Annotated in this window: 13 protein-coding genes; 8 read left to right on the top strand and 5 right to left on the bottom strand. The window is 73.4% G+C overall.

Annotated features, from left to right (window positions below; all coding sequences use genetic code 11):
• Positions 1-22: 22 nt before the first annotated feature.
• Both ACWGKU_RS10875 and ACWGKU_RS10880 read left to right on the top strand, forming a co-directional pair.
• On the top strand, positions 23-391 hold the full coding sequence (locus tag ACWGKU_RS10875) for a WhiB family transcriptional regulator (RefSeq protein WP_380358898.1): 369 nt from the start codon (positions 23-25) through the stop codon (positions 389-391).
• A complete protein-coding gene (locus ACWGKU_RS10880) occupies positions 388-786 on the top strand; it encodes a hypothetical protein (protein WP_452177976.1) in 399 nt (132 codons plus the stop codon). The genes ACWGKU_RS10875 and ACWGKU_RS10880 overlap by 4 nt, the downstream gene beginning before the upstream one ends.
• Positions 787-906: 120 nt before the next feature.
• On the opposite strand, the gene ACWGKU_RS10885 is transcribed toward ACWGKU_RS10880, so the two are convergent.
• The gene (locus ACWGKU_RS10885) at positions 907-2,289 is read right to left on the bottom strand and encodes an ABC1 kinase family protein (RefSeq protein WP_401044187.1); all 1,383 of its coding nucleotides are present in this window, start codon (positions 2,287-2,289) and stop codon (positions 907-909) included.
• Between the two features lie 227 nt (positions 2,290-2,516).
• A complete protein-coding gene (locus ACWGKU_RS10890) occupies positions 2,517-3,605 on the bottom strand; it encodes a ThiF family adenylyltransferase (protein ID WP_387694932.1) in 1,089 nt (362 codons plus the stop codon).
• Positions 3,606-3,860: 255 nt separating this feature from the next.
• Here ACWGKU_RS10890 and ACWGKU_RS10895 point away from each other — a divergent pair, with 255 nt between their 5' ends.
• Positions 3,861-4,598, top strand: coding sequence for a M48 metallopeptidase family protein (locus ACWGKU_RS10895; RefSeq protein WP_452177975.1), 738 nt, complete (start codon positions 3,861-3,863; stop codon positions 4,596-4,598).
• 111 nt (positions 4,599-4,709) lie between these two features.
• Here the strand turns inward: ACWGKU_RS10895 and ACWGKU_RS10900 are convergent, their stop codons facing one another.
• Positions 4,710-5,312 (bottom strand): NUDIX hydrolase, encoded by a 603-nt coding sequence (locus tag ACWGKU_RS10900; protein WP_359908388.1) that lies wholly within the window; start codon positions 5,310-5,312, stop codon positions 4,710-4,712.
• Positions 5,309-6,829 (bottom strand): zinc-dependent metalloprotease, encoded by a 1,521-nt coding sequence (locus ACWGKU_RS10905; protein WP_401044180.1) that lies wholly within the window; start codon positions 6,827-6,829, stop codon positions 5,309-5,311. Before ACWGKU_RS10905 ends, ACWGKU_RS10900 begins: the two co-directional genes overlap by 4 nt.
• Positions 6,830-7,028: 199 nt before the next feature.
• On the opposite strand from ACWGKU_RS10905, the gene ACWGKU_RS10910 reads away from it, so the two are divergent.
• The 4 genes from ACWGKU_RS10910 (at position 7,029) to ACWGKU_RS10925 (ending at position 10,356) form a co-directional block, all read left to right on the top strand.
• On the top strand, positions 7,029-8,177 hold the full coding sequence (locus ACWGKU_RS10910; RefSeq protein ID WP_359908394.1) for an NAD-dependent epimerase/dehydratase family protein: 1,149 nt from the start codon (positions 7,029-7,031) through the stop codon (positions 8,175-8,177).
• Between the two features lie 182 nt (positions 8,178-8,359).
• On the top strand, positions 8,360-8,800 hold the full coding sequence (locus tag ACWGKU_RS10915) for a molybdenum cofactor biosynthesis protein MoaE (protein ID WP_359908397.1): 441 nt from the start codon (positions 8,360-8,362) through the stop codon (positions 8,798-8,800).
• 212 nt (positions 8,801-9,012) lie between these two features.
• A complete protein-coding gene (locus tag ACWGKU_RS10920; protein WP_401044177.1) occupies positions 9,013-9,204 on the top strand; it encodes a hypothetical protein in 192 nt (63 codons plus the stop codon).
• Positions 9,205-9,246: 42 nt separating this feature from the next.
• Positions 9,247-10,356, top strand: a complete 1,110-nt coding sequence (locus ACWGKU_RS10925) for a YlbL family protein (RefSeq protein WP_359908403.1) — start codon at positions 9,247-9,249, stop codon at positions 10,354-10,356.
• A gap of 62 nt (positions 10,357-10,418) precedes the next feature.
• Here ACWGKU_RS10925 and ACWGKU_RS10930 read toward each other — a convergent pair whose 3' ends face one another.
• Positions 10,419-10,991 (bottom strand): PPA1309 family protein, encoded by a 573-nt coding sequence (locus tag ACWGKU_RS10930; protein WP_359908408.1) that lies wholly within the window; start codon positions 10,989-10,991, stop codon positions 10,419-10,421.
• Between the two features lie 274 nt (positions 10,992-11,265).
• Between ACWGKU_RS10930 and ACWGKU_RS10935 the strand changes: the two genes are divergently transcribed.
• Positions 11,266-14,223, top strand: coding sequence for a UPF0182 family membrane protein (locus tag ACWGKU_RS10935; protein ID WP_452177974.1), 2,958 nt, complete (start codon positions 11,266-11,268; stop codon positions 14,221-14,223).
• The last annotated feature ends 3 nt before the right edge of the window (positions 14,224-14,226 follow it).

The following is a 14,226-nucleotide window of genomic DNA, read 5'->3' on the forward strand; positions in this document are numbered from 1 at the left end:
AAAGACGAGGAAGACGCCCACAGTGTCCACGGTCATCACACCGCCCACCCCGTCCGTACCGCCGACAAGCCAGATCACCCAGGCCGACCAGGCCGACCCCCCGGAGGTTCCTTCCATGCAGCTCAGCTCGATCGAGCAGGCCGAGTCCCTCGGTCTCCCCATCCCCTGCCGCGCCTTCGACCCCGAGGTCTTCTTCGCCGAGACGCCGGCCGACGTCGAGTACGCGAAGTCCCTCTGCGGCACCTGCCCGGTGAAGGAGGCCTGCCTGGCCGGCGCCCTGGAGCGGCGCGAGCCGTGGGGCGTCTGGGGTGGCGAGCTGTTCGTCCAGGGCGTCGTCGTGGCCCGCAAGCGTCCCCGTGGCCGTCCGCGCAAGACCGAGGTCATGGCGTGAACCCCGCCCACGGCGCCAGGGTCGTCCGCCGGGGAGAGCAGCCCCCGCTGGACAGCGCCCTCCGCCGATCCGTGCGGATCGCCGCCGCCAAGGCCGACGCCGCAGCCCGCATCCCGTTCCCGAGCAAGCACCACGAGCAGGACCACCACATGAACCCCGCCGCCGTCGATCCCACCGCCCGCGCCGAGCAGGCCACCGAACGTCAGACCCAGAACAGGATCCTCGAAATGCAACTCCTCCACGAATCCCTGGCCCGTGCCCATATGCAAGACAGGCTGCACGAGGCCGAGAACCAACGGCTCGTCAACCGGGTCGCCCGGGCCCGCAGGCTCAGGCAGCGGGCAGAGCGGGTCTCGATGCGGGCCCGCAAGGCGCTCGCCGTCGCACTGATGTAGGGCCGTCGGCCCGGGGCCGTCCTCGACCGGCCCCTCCCGGACTCCGGTCCACCCCCGTCGTGCCGCAGGCCGCTCCCCGTCGTCGGGGAGCGGCCTGCGGCCGTTGTCGCGGTGCCTGGGTCAGTCCTCGCGGACCCGGGCGGGCGCGGCGGGCTCCGCCGGCCCTGCCGACGGGTGCCCGGCGAACTCGGGCAGCCACGCCAGCATCTCGGCGCGGAACGGCGCCTTGGCGCCCAGCTGGCAGAGCACCCCGATGGTGCTCAGCGTCACCCGGTGGATCAGCAGGTACGCGGGCGGCAGGTTCAGCTGCTTGCCCAGGTTGTAGGCGGGCGAGCGCGGATCGGCGATCCGGGCCGCCTGGGCGCGCATCCAGGTCCGGGTGAAGTGGAAGTTCTCCACCGCGGCCGGCTCGATGATCGGCAGCAGGTAGTCCAGCACCGCGTCCGGATCCAGCCGGATCGAGGGCTTCACGAAGCCCTCCTCGCGCAGCATCCGGAGCACCCCGGCCGCGTCCCCGGCCAACGCCATCCGCAGCGAGGCCCCGATCGGCGCGGGCAGCCCGCCGGGCAGCCGGTCCACGGTGCCGAAGTCCAGCACGCCCAGCCGCCAGCCCGACGCCGGGCCGTCGTCCTTCAGCAGCCGGAAGTTGCCCGGGTGCGGGTCCGCGTGCAGCAGCCCCGTCCGGGACGGGCCCGCGAACAGGAACCGGGCCAGCAGCTGCCCGGCGCGGTCGCGCTCCTCCTGGGTGCCGCCCGCGATCACCTCGGCCAGCGGGGTGCCGCCCATCCACTCGGTGACCAGCACCTGGTCGGCCTGGGCCACCACGCCCGGCACCACGATGTCCGGGTCGTCCGTGAACTCCTCGGCGTGCCGGCGCTGGGCCTGCGCCTCCAGCTCGTAGTCCAGCTCCTCCGAGACGCGCTCGCGCAGCTCGGCGATCAGCGGCTTGATGTCCAGCCCGGGGATCAGCGGTCCCAGCAGCCAGGCCACCCGGCTCAGCTGCGAGAGGTCCGCGAGCAGGGCGTCGCCCGCGCCCGGGTACTGCACCTTGACGGCGACCGTGCGGCCGTCGTGCCAGACCGCCTTGTGCACCTGGCCGATCGAGGCGGCGGCCGAGGGCCGGTCGTCGAACTCCCGGAACAGCTCGCGCCAGGAGTCGCCGAGCCGCTGGGCGAGCGCGGTGTGCACCTTGGCGGCGGGCATCGGGGGAGCGGCGTCCTGGAGCTTGGTGAGCGCCGCCCGGTACGGCCCGGCCACCTCCTCCGGCAGCGCGGCCTCGAAGACGGACAGCACCTGCCCGAACTTCATCGCCCCGCCCTTGAGTTCGCCGAGGACCTTGAACAGCTGGTCCGCGGTGGCCTGTTGGAGCTCGGCGGTGACGACCTCGGCGGAGCGGCCGCCGATCCGCTTGCCCAGGCCGAGCGTGGCGCGGCCGGCTATCCCCAGCGGCAGGGCGGCGAGCCGTGCCGTGCGGGTCATTGCCTTGCGCGGAAGATCGCTCACCCCGGGCCTCCATTCCCCGGCCCCCCGGTTCCGGGCGGCCGACCATCTCTACGCCATTGTGCCCGCTCCCTGCCGCGTGCCCCTCGGAATTCCGTGGGGCGGGGCCGGGAGTGCCCTCGCTTTGCGGGGAGTTGGGTGGCTTGGTCCGGTGGGGGCCGGTGGTTCCGCGCCGGAAGTCGGCTCGGCCGACTTCCCGCGCGGGGCCGGATGGCTTCCTCCGGGGCTCCTCACCCCGGCGGCAGCGGCTGCCACAGGCAGCCGCAGTCGGGGTGCCCGCGCAGCCGCAGGCGCCTCGGCATGCCGTCCCCGGCCGAGACCTCGCACCAGCCGTCCACGCTCGGCGGCCGGCCGCCGTCCAGGAACACCTGGACGTGCAGCGCCGCCAGCCCGGCGACCGCCGTCGCCAGCGCCGTGTCGCAGGCCGGGGTCCGGGCCCGTCCGGGGCCTCCGTCGGCGAGCTGGGCCAGGACCCGGGGCCAGGCGGCGTCCTCGTCCTCCCGGCGCAGCACCAGGCAGTGCCCGCAGGCGGACACCCCGGGGATCACCAGCGGTCCGACGACGCCGAACTCCTCGACCACGCCCACGTAGAGGTGCGGCACCCCGGCCCGCAGCAGCAGTCGGGCCTCGTACGTCCCGCCGGCGAAGGCGGCGCTGCCGTCCCGCGGCGCGAGGACCACGAAGTCCGGTGGCGGCTCCCCGGTGCGGCGCCGGGGCAGGGGCGCCGGCGGCCGGCCGGTGGCCCGCTGCACCGCCTCCCGGGCCGCCGTCGAGCGCAGCCGTCCGACGTCCCCGGGCGGCAGCCCGGCGGGGGAGCAGTCCTCCGGCTTCACCCGGCCGCGGTCCGCGACCGTGACCGTGCCGGTGCCGCCCGCCGCGAGCACCGCCGCCACGGCGGTGCCGACCCGGCCCGCGCCGCGCACCTCGATCCGCGCGTCGGCCCGGCGGCCGAGGACCGCCGGTGCGGCGCCCGGGCCGGAGTGGACCAGGGAGAGCGAGGCGAGGTCGGGGCCGAGCAGGTCCCGCTGCTGCGGGGGGAAGCGGGCCAGGGCGCGGCGGTCGGCCTCCGCGTCGTCCAGCAGGCCGGTCTCCTCCAGGCCGGTGAGCAGGGTGTCGGCCGGTTCGCGGCCGAGCCCGATGCGTTCGCCCTCGGTCAGGAGCTCCGGTCGCTCCCGTGTCCCGTCGAGCAGCGCGAGGAAGTCGCAGAGGGTCTTGTCGGCGTTGCCGAGCACCCCGGCGAAGCGGGTGACGGTGCCGAACTGCAGGGTCTGCGGGTCCCGCCAGCTGCGGGACAGCGCGGGTTTGAGGGCGAGGCGCACGACGATCTCCCTTCCGATCGTTTCCGGACGGCCGATCGCAGCTTGCCCCATCGCGCCGACGTCGTGCGGAAGGTTGTCCACAGGGCCGTGCGCATGATCGCACCATCCGTTCGCGCGCCCTGTGGATAACCGGCCATCCCCTCCGGAGTCGGTTTCCGGACACCCGCCGTCGACTTTTCGTTCCCGATCACTCCATGAAAGATTCCGGCCACGGCAGCGGACTTCTGTCCGTGGTACCGGGTAACGTCGTGTGCCATGGCAGCCGAGCGGGACTCCCATCCTCCGGCGTCGAGTCGGCGTGCCCGCGCAGCGTCCGGGTCGCAGGTCGCGGCGCCGAACACACGCGGGCGCCCCGACCAGCGGCAGCAGCCGAGGCCGGCTCCACCGCAGCCGCCGCCCTCCGGCGCGGCGGCCCCCGAGGCGCACGACCGCGGCCGGGTCGAGGTGCGCCGCAGCGCCCGCCGCAGCCGTACGGTCTCCGCCTACCGCGAGGGCGACCGCACCGTGGTGCTGATCCCGGCCCGGATGTCGCACGCCGAGGAGCAGCGCTGGGTCGCGCAGATGCTGGAGAAGCTCGCCGCCCAGGAGTCCCGGCGGACCCCCGGTGACGAGGCCCTGATGACCCGGGCCCGCGAGCTGTCGGGCGCCCACCTGGACGGTCGCGCCCGGCCCAGCCAGGTCCGCTGGGTCACCAACCAGAATTCCCGCTGGGGCTCCTGCACCCCCAGCGAGGGGACGATCCGTCTCTCCCACCGGCTCCAGGGCATGCCGGAGTACGTGCTGGACTACGTGCTGCTGCACGAGCTGGCGCACCTGCTGGTGCCGGACCACGGCCCGGCGTTCTGGGCCCTGCTGGAGTCCTACCCGCGGACCGAGCGGGCCCGCGGCTACCTGGAGGGCGTGGTCTCCGCCGCCCGGCTGCCGCACATCCCCGGCGCGCGGCACGCGGCCCCGGATCCGTCCGGGCCGGACCCGGACTCCTCCTGCGGCTGAGGCCGCGGCGGCGCGGGTGTGCACCCGGCCGGAGACCGGTCGGTCCGACCGGAGGAACGACGGAAGGGGGCGCGGGCCAATAGGCTCCGCGCCCCCTTCCGACGTCGCACCTCAGCCGGTCAGCTGCCGTGCCCGGGCCACCAGGTCGCGCACCGAGTGGTCGGTGAGCTCCGGCAGCCGGTCGTAGTCGAACCAGCGCAGGTCCAGCGACTCCTCGCTGATCAGCGCCTGCGCGCCGGCCGGGGCCAGCGCGATGTACTGGACGTCCAGGTGGGTGTTCTCCGGCCGGTCCTTGCCGGTGCAGCGGACCAGGTGCCGGTCCAGCTTGGCCGGCACCGGGGCGCCGTCGCTCTCCAGCAGCACCAGGTCGGGGATGCCGGACTCCTCGACGGCCTCGCGCAGCGCGGCCGAGGCGAGGTCGCGGTCGCCGGGCTCGCAGTGCCCGCCCATCTGGAGCCACATGCCGACCTTGGGGTGCAGGGTGAGCAGCACCCGCCCGGCGGCCGGGTCGACGACCGCCGCGCTCGCGGTGATGTGCGCGGGCAGGCAGGAGCGGTACAGGCCCTCGGGCTGCTCGGCCAGGTGCTCCAGGTAGTCCAGCCGCAGCCGCTCCTGGTCCTCGTCGGCGGGCCGCCACCCGGTCAGCGCGCGGACGGCGTCCGCGTGCAGTCCGGTGCCGGGCGTCCCGGTGGCGGGCGTCTCGGTCGCCGTCATGCGGTGGGCTCGCCCTTTCCGTCGGTGCCGTCCTCGTCGGTCCCCGGCCGCTCGTCCTTCTTGGTGAGGTCGGGCTTGCCGGCCGCGGCCTCGCCGAGCAGCTTGTCGAAGGCGTCGAAGTCGATGCCGCCCTCCAGGTCGTCGGCGGAGCCCCGGTGCACGAAGGCGTCCGGGTCGTCCAGGTCGGCGGCGGTGGGCAGCATGTCCGGGTGCTCCCAGAGCGCGTCGCGGCCCTCGATGCCGCGGGCGTCGGCGAGCAGCGCCCAGAGCCGGGAGGCGTCGCGCAGCCGGCGCGGACGCAGCTCCAGGCCGACCAGGGTGGCGAAGGTCTGCTCGGCGGGCCCGCCGGCCGCGCGGCGGCGGCGGACGGTCTCGCGCAGCGCGCCGGCCTGCGGCAGGTGCGGCTCGGCGGCGGCGTGCACGACGGCGTCGACCCAGCCCTCGACCAGCGCGAGCGCGGTCTCCAGGCGGGCGAGCGCGGCCTTCTGCTCCGGGGTGTCCTCGGGCTGGAGCAGGCCGCCGGCCAGCGCCTCCTGCAGCGCCTCCGGGTTGCTCGGGTCGAGCTGGCCGACCAGCTCCTCCATCCGGGAGGTGTCGACCTTGATGCCGCGCGCGTAGGCCTCGACGGCGCCCAGCAGGTGGGCCCGCAGCCACGGCACGTGGGCGAAGAGCCGCTGGTGGGCGGCTTCGCGCAGGGCGAGGTAGAGCCGGACCTCGTCGGCGGGCACGCTCAGGCCCTCGCCGAACTCGGCGACGTTCTGCGGCAGCAGCGCGGCCTTGCCGGCCGGGGCGAGCGGCAGGCCGACGTCGGAGGAGCCGACCACCTCGCCGGCGAGCGCGCCGAGCGCCTGGCCGATCTGGGTGCCGAACATGGCGCCGCCCATCGAGCGCATCACGCCCATCAGCGGGCCGGCCATGGCCTGCATCTCCTCGGGCAGCACGCCGCCCATGGCGTTGCCGACCCGCTCGGCGACCGGGTCCACCAGGTCCTTCCAGACCGGGAGGGTGGCCTCGATCCACTCGGCGCGGCTCCAGGCGACGGCGGTGCCGGCCCCGGAGGGGAACTCGGTGGAGCCGTCGAGCCACAGGTCGGCCAGGCGGACGGCCTCGGCGACGGCGGAGCGCTCGGCCGCGCTGACCGAGCGGTCCTTGCTCTTGCCCTCGGCGGGCTCGGCGACCACGGTCTGGCGGGCGATGTTCGTGGCGAGGTCCCAGTTCACCGGGCCGCCCTCGAACGAGAGCATCTGGCCGAGCTGCTGGAAGGCGGCGCCGAGGTCACCCGGGTTCATGCCGCCGAACATCGCGGCGAAGGGGTTGTCGGCTCCGGCGCCGCCCGGGGCGCCGGGCATGCCGAACATCGCGCCGAAGGGGTTGCCGCCGCCGAAGCCGAACGGCTGCGGACCGCCGCCGGACTGCTCCTGGTCCTTCTTCTCGTTCTTCTGCGCGTCGTCGGGCTTGGCCTTGCCGTCCTCGGGCTCCTCGGGCGGAACGCCGAATCCGAAGGGAAGGTCGCTCACGGGGTCCTCGATCCGGTCGGCCGTCATGCGGGTGTGGCGGAAAAGTCTGCGCCCGGGGCGGCGGCGGAGTGGGGGACTCGGGGGCGGCTCCCGCGCGGCAGGCCCGCGCCGGGTGCACCGCCGGGCCTTCGCCTCGGGCAGGATGGACGTACGTGACACACGTCCGTACGCACATAAAGCTAACCGTGGAGGATGGCCGGTGAGTTCCCCGCCCTCGGACGTTCGCTCTGGGCTGACCGGAGGAGAGGACGCGTCGGACACCACGGCGTCGCCGTCTCCAGCCTACGGCGGACGGCCGCTGACCGTGGCGGTCACCGGCGCCGCGGGGGTGCTGGGCGAGCGGGTCGCCGCCCGGCTGGTGGCCTCCCCGCACGTCCGGAAGGTCCTCGCCGTGGACGACCGGCGGGGGGAGGTGCCGGGCGTGCAGTGGCGGGTGCTCGACGTCCGCGACCCGGCGGTGGCCGAGCGGCTGGCCGGGGTCGACGTGGTGGTGCACCTGGCGATGGACTTCGGCATGGAGTCCGACGCCCGGGCCCGCAGCGCCTACAACGTGCGCGGCGCCCAGACGGTGCTGACCGCGGCCGCGGCCGCCGGCGTCCACCGGGTGGTGCTGTGCACCTCGGCGATGGTCTACGGCGCGCTGGCCGACAACGAGGTGCCGCTGGCGGAGGACTCCGAGCTGCGGGCCACCGAGGAGGCCTCGCTGGTCGGGGACCTGCTGGAGATCGAGCGGCTGGCCCGCCGGGCGCCGCGCGCCCACCCGGGCCTCCAGGTGACGGTGCTGCGCCCGGCCGTGGTGGTGGGTCCCGGCGTGGACACCGTGCTGACCCGGCACTTCGAGGCGCCCCGGCTGCTGGTGGTGGCGGGCTCCCGCCCGTGCTGGCAGTTCTGCCACGTGGACGACCTGGCGGCGGCGCTGGAGTACGCGGCGCTGGGCCTGGTCGAGGGCGAGGTGACGGTCGGCTGCGACGGCTGGCTGGAGCAGGAGGACGTGGAGCGGCTGTCCGGGATCCGGCGGATGGAGCTGCCGGCCTCGCTGGCGCTCGGTACGGCGGCGCGGCTGCACCGGCTCGGTCTGACCCCGGCCCCGGCCGGGGACCTGGCGTACACGATGTACCCGTGGGTGGTGTCCGGGAGCCGGCTGCACGAGGCGGGCTGGCGTCCGGCGCACACCAACGAGCAGGTGCTGGCCGAGCTGCTGGAGCAGGTGTCCGGCAAGCACGCGGTGGCCGGTCGCCGGCTGGGCGGCAAGGAGGCGGCGACCAGTCTGGGGGCGGCCGGGGCGACGGTGGCGCTGGTGGGTACGGCGGCGCTGGTGCGCCGGGCCCGCAAGCGGCGGCGGTTCTGACCGGTCGGCCCCGACCGGTCGGCCCCGGTGCCGGTTCCGATCGGCCGGTTCCGTCCTGCCGGTACCGGGCGGCGTGGGGAGGCGGTCGACGGACGGCACGCGCTTCTCACGATGCGAAAGTCCGGCGTCGTGATGCGGAAAGTACGTGCCCCGTCCCGTCCCGGATGGGGAATCATGGGGTCATGTCCGAGAACCACGACCCCATCCGCCTGCTCGCCATCCGCGACACCCCGCTCTCGCTGGACGAGGTGTACGAGGCGGTCGGCGACGACGCGGCCGGCGGCACCACCGTCTTCGTCGGGACGGTCCGGGACCACGACGGCGGCAAGTCGGTCTCCGCGCTGGAGTACAGCTGCCACCCCACCGCCGAGCAGGAGATGCGCCGGATCGCCGAGAAGGTGGCCGCCGACTTCCCGGTCCGGGCGCTCGCCGCGGTCCACCGGGTGGGCCGGCTGGAGATCACGGACAAGGCCGTGATCGTCGCCGTCTCCTGCGCCCACCGCGGCGAGGCCTTCGCGGCCGCCCGTCGGCTGATCGACGACCTCAAGCACGAGGTGCCGATCTGGAAGCACCAGGTCTTCTCCGACGGCGGGGAGGAGTGGGTCGGCGCCGGCGGCTGCTGAGAGCGGGACCGGTGCGACGGAACCGATCGGCACACCTCGTGCGTCGGTCGGGTCAGGCGCGCCGAGGTCTCACTCCAACGGGTCCGTGACGGTGCTCCGAATACTCCCTGGAAGTGAGCCGATCGGCCGTCCCGTGACCCGGATGGCGCCGGCCGCGTTGTCCGCCGGAGTGGTTAATCTGCTCATAGACACGACGAGCTGGGAGTACTGACATGGGTGCGCTCGCCTGGTTGCTCATTCCGGTGGCCGCGGTCCTGGTCGCCGCCCTCTGGGCGGTGTGGGCCCAGCGGGCGCCGCGGGCCACCGGGGACCCGGCCTCGCTGGCCGAACACCGGCGTTTCATGGCCGCCATGGAACGCACCACCGCGGGCGCGGCCGCCCCCGGCGAGGGCTCCGGCAGGTAGCCCGCCGGGCGCCGCTTCGGGCGCGTCCCGTACTGTCGTGGCATGCCACGCCGCTCCGCGACGATGCTCGCTGCCACCCTGCTGCTCATAGCGCTGCTCTGCGTCTCGGTGCTGATGAAGGTGCCGTACACGGAGATGAGCCCGGGGCCGACGTACAACACGCTCGGCAACCAGGGCGGCAAGCCGGTGATCAGCATCAGCGGGCACGACTCGTACCCGACGAGCGGTCACCTCAACATGACCACCGTCCAGGTCACCGGGGCCAAGTACGAGCCCAGCCTGGTCAACGCGGTGGTCGGCTGGCTGCGGGACGACGTGCTGGTGGTGCCGCACGACAACGTCTACCCCAAGGGGCAGTCGGACGCGGAGGCCAAGAAGCAGAACGCCGAGGAGTTCGCCTCCTCCGAGGACAGCGCGCGCACCGCGGCGCTCAAGCAGCTGGGCATCCCGGTGGGCAGCGAGTTCATCGTGAAGTCGGTCACCGCGGGCGCCCCGGCCGAGGGCCGGCTGCACGCGGGGGACCAGATCGTGGCGGTGGACGGCACGCCGGTCGGCTCGGTCGAGCAGGTGGTCGCGGCCGTCACCAAGCACAAGCCGGGCGAGTCGGTGGTCTTCACCGTCGTGCCTCGGGTCAAGGACGCGAACGGCGCCGCCACGCAGGGCGGGAAGACCGACGTCACCGTCCCGACCGTCCGGGCCAAGGACCTCGACCCGAACGCCTCCGCCGAGCGGGCGGAGCTCGCGGTGGTGGGCATCGGCACCGGGATGCGGCACACCTACCCGTTCCAGATCGACATCGGCCTGCAGGACGTGGGCGGCCCGAGCGCCGGCCTGATGTTCTCGCTCGGCATCATCGACAAGCTCACCCCCGGCGGCGACCTCACCGGCGGCAAGTTCGTGGCCGGCACCGGGACCATCGACGACGACGGCAAGGTCGGCCCGATCGGCGGCATCTCGATGAAGCTGATCGCCGCCCGGGACGCCGGAGCCGAGTACTTCTTCACCCCGTCCTCGAACTGCGCCGAGGCGACCAAGAACGTGCCGTCCGGGCTGACCCTGATCAAGGCGGACACGCTGGACGGCGCGCTGAAGTCGCTGGAGCAGGTCCGCTCCGGGCAGACCTCCGCGCTGCCGTCCTGCTCCGCCGGCTGACAGGCCCGGCCGACCGCCCGGCGGGCGCCGGGCGGCCGCCGGGAGAGCCGGCGGGGAAGGCGTCAGGCGAAGGTCGCCAGCAGTGCCTCGGTCAGGCCCGGCACCAGGTCGGGGCCGGTCAGCACCTCGCGGGCGACGTCCTTGGAACGCAGCCGCAGGGCGATCTCCTTCTTGCCGCCGCGCAGCACCGCGGCGGTGATCCGCACCTCCTCGCGCTTGGGGTGGTTGGCCACCCACTCGGCGAGCTGGGCGTCGCTGGCGCCCCGCGGGCGGGACTGCTCGGCGCCCGGGGGCAGCATCATGCGCTCGACGACCAGGGCGCAGCCGGCCACCGAGTCGGGCCAGGCGATGGTGCCGAGGAACTTGTCGAGCTCCATGCCGGCCGGCAGCTCGTCCTGCTCGATCGGGGTCAGGCCGGCCTCGTCGCCCTCGGCGAGGCCGAGCTGCTTGGCGATCTTCGGGTTGGCCTTGCGCAGGGCGGCGCTGTCCACCAGGGCGAACAGCCGGGCCGGGAGGTCCCAGCCGAGGGTGGATGCGTACTCGTCGATCTCCAGCGCGGCCCGGGTCAGCGGGGTGGCGGCCGGGAGCTTGGAGACGTCGTCGGGGGAGTTGTTCAGATCAGACGCGTCGGACATGCCTCAATCCTCACACGCCGGGCGGGGCCCGCTCGCCGGGCGGTCCGCCGCGGGAGCCGTCGGCAGGGGCGCCGCGGGAGCCGTCGGCAGGGGCGCCGCGACGACCGCCGCGGGGCCGCCCGGAGGGCCGCGGGAACCACGGAAGGGACGGCCGGGGGCGGACCGGCGTCGTAACCGTCTGCTAACGGTGGGAACTCGACCAAAGCCTGGTTAAGTTTCTCTGACGACCGACCCATTCAGACGACACAGCCGAGGTGCCACCGTGGTCTTCCAGATGCCCGAACGCTCAGAGCCGGGTTTCCGGCGCAGGGTAGGCCCGCCCTCCCGGCGAGCGCGGGTGGCCCTGCTGACCCTGGGCGTGCTCGCGGTGCTCTTCCTGCTGTTCGTCATGTTCGCGGGCTTCTGGACGGACTGGCTGTGGTTCAAGTCGGTCCACTTCTCCTCGGTGTTCACCACCCAGCTGTGGACGAAGATCGGCCTGTTCGCGGTGTTCGGGCTGCTGATGGCGGCGATCGTCGGCTTCAACATCTGGCTGGCGCACCGGCTGCGGCCGCCGCTGTCGGCGATGTCGGTGGAGCAGCAGAGCCTGGACCGCTACCGGGCCGGCCTGGCGCCGTTCAAGCGCTGGGCGCTGATCGGCATCTCGCTGGTGATCGGCCTGGTGGCCGGCGCCGCCGCCTCCGGGCAGTGGCGGACCTGGCTGATGTGGACGAACTCGACCTCCTTCGGTGAGAAGGACTCGCAGTTCGGCATGGACGTCTCGTTCTACGCCTTCGACCTGCCGTTCTACGAGTTCGTGCTGGGCTTCGCGTTCAGCGCGGTGATCGTCTCGCTGCTGACCTCGGCGCTGGTGCACTACCTGTACGGCGGGCTGCGGCTGCAGGGCCCGGGCCGCCGGGCGAGTGTGGGCGCGCAGGGGCACCTGGCGGTGCTGCTGGGCGTGTTCGTGCTGCTGAAGGCCGTCGCGTACTGGCTGGACCGGTACGCGCTGGCGGTGAAGACCGGCTCGTACAAGGGCGTCTCGGGCTGGACCGGCCTGCGCTACGTGGACGCCAACGCGTTCCTGCCGGCCAAGACCATCCTGTTCTTCGTCGCGATCATCTGCGCGGTGCTGTTCTTCCTGACCCCCATCCGCCGCACCTGGGCCCCGGCCCTGATCGGCCTGGGGCTGATGGTGCTGTCGGCGGTGCTGATCGGCGGGCTGTACCCGGCGATCGTGCAGCAGTTCCAGGTCAAGCCGAACGAGCAGGCCAAGGAGACGCCGTACATCCAGAAGAACATCGACGCCACCCGCCAGGCGTACGGGATCGCGGACGCGCAGACCACCCAGTACACCCCGCAGGGCACCACCAACGCCGACGCGCTCAAGCCGGACGCGCAGACCGTCGCGGACATCCGGCTGCTGGACCCGAACGTGGTCTCGCCGACGTTCCAGTCGCTGGAGCAGCAGCGCAACTACTACGCCTTCCCGAACACGCTGGACGTGGACCGCTACGGCACCGGGCAGGGCAAGCAGGACAGCGTGATCGGCCTGCGCGAGCTCGACCTCAACGGCGTGCAGCGCAACTGGATCAACGACCACTTCAAGTACACCCACGGCTACGGCGCGGTGGCCGCCAAGGGCAACCAGGTCGACGACAAGGGCCAGCCGGTGTTCACCGAGTCGGGCCTGCCGGCCACCGGCACGCTGGGCGACTACCAGCAGCGGATCTACTACGGCGAGAAGACCACCACCTACTCGATCGTCGGCGGCGCCAACAAGGAGATCGACTACACCGATCCCAAGACCGGCCAGAACGCCGAGTACACCTACTCCGGCGGCAGCGGGGTCTCGCTGGACAACCCGCTGACCCGGGCCGCGTACGCGGTGCGCTTCAGCGAGCCGCAGATCCTCTACGCGGGGGCGATCACCGACGGTGCCAAGGTGCTCTACAACCGGACGCCCAAGGAGCGGGTGGAGAAGGTCGCGCCGTGGCTGTCGATCGACGCCGACCCGTACCCGGTGGTGCAGGACGGCCGGGTGCTCTGGGTGCTGGACGGCTACACCACCTCGGACGGCTTCCCGTTCTCCTCGAAGACGACGCTGGGCGCCGCCACCAAGGACTCGCTGACCAACCAGCGCGGTGAGCTGCTGACCGTCGCCAACCAGGTCAACTACATCCGCAACTCGGTCAAGGCCACGGTGGACGCCTACACCGGCGAGGTGAAGCTCTACCAGTGGGACGACAAGGACCCGGTCCTGAAGACCTGGACGAAGGCCTTCCCCGGCACCGTCGAGCCCAAGGCGGACATCCCGCAGGGCCTGCTGCCGCACCTGCGCTACCCGCAGGACATGTTCAAGGTGCAGCGCGACCTGCTCGGCCAGTACCACGTCACCGACGCCAACTCCTTCTTCAACGGCAGTGACATCTGGCAGGTCCCGGTGGACCCGACCAGCGACACCAAGCAGGTCCAGCCGCCGTACTACGTGACGGTGCGGATGCCGGACACCAACACCGCGAGCTTCTCGCTCACCAGCACCTTCGTGCCCAACCAGCGGCCCAACCTGGCGGCCTTCATGGCCGTCAACGCGGACCCGGGGGACGACTACGGGAAGATCCGCATCCTGAAGATGACGGGCGAGAGCGGCGCCCCGGGCCCCGGCCTGGTGCAGTCGAAGTTCAACTCCCGCCAGGAGGTGGCCAACCAGATCTTCGCGCTGAAGAGCGGCGGGGACGCCGAGCTGGAGTACGGCAACCTGCTGACCCTGCCGGTCGGCGGCGGACTGCTCAACATCGAGCCGGTGTACGTGCGCGGACGCGGCGCCAAGTACCCGACGATGCAGAAGGTCCTGGCGGTGTACGGGGACGACAACGTGGCGTTCGAGGACACCCTGGAGGCCGCGCTGAAGAAGGTGTTCGGCGGGACGCCCCCGGCGACCACCCCGACCGTGCCGGCCAACCCGGGCACCGGGACGACCCCGACCAACCCGACGACGCCCACCGCGCCGGCGCCGGGCGGGACGATCTCGCCGGAGCTCCAGAAGGCGCTCTCGGACGCGGAGAAGGCGTACAACGACAGCCAGACCGCGTTCAAGAACGGCGACTGGGTGGCCTACGGCAACGCCCAGAAGGCGCTCGGCGACGCGCTGAAGGCCGCCGAGGCGGCCCGCGGCGGCAGCCCGGCGCCCGCCCCGGGCGGCACTCCCGCCCCGGGTGCCACGGGCGGCGGATCGCCCAGCCCGCAGCCGTAGCCC

Source organism: Kitasatospora sp. NPDC054768, assembly GCF_053612025.1.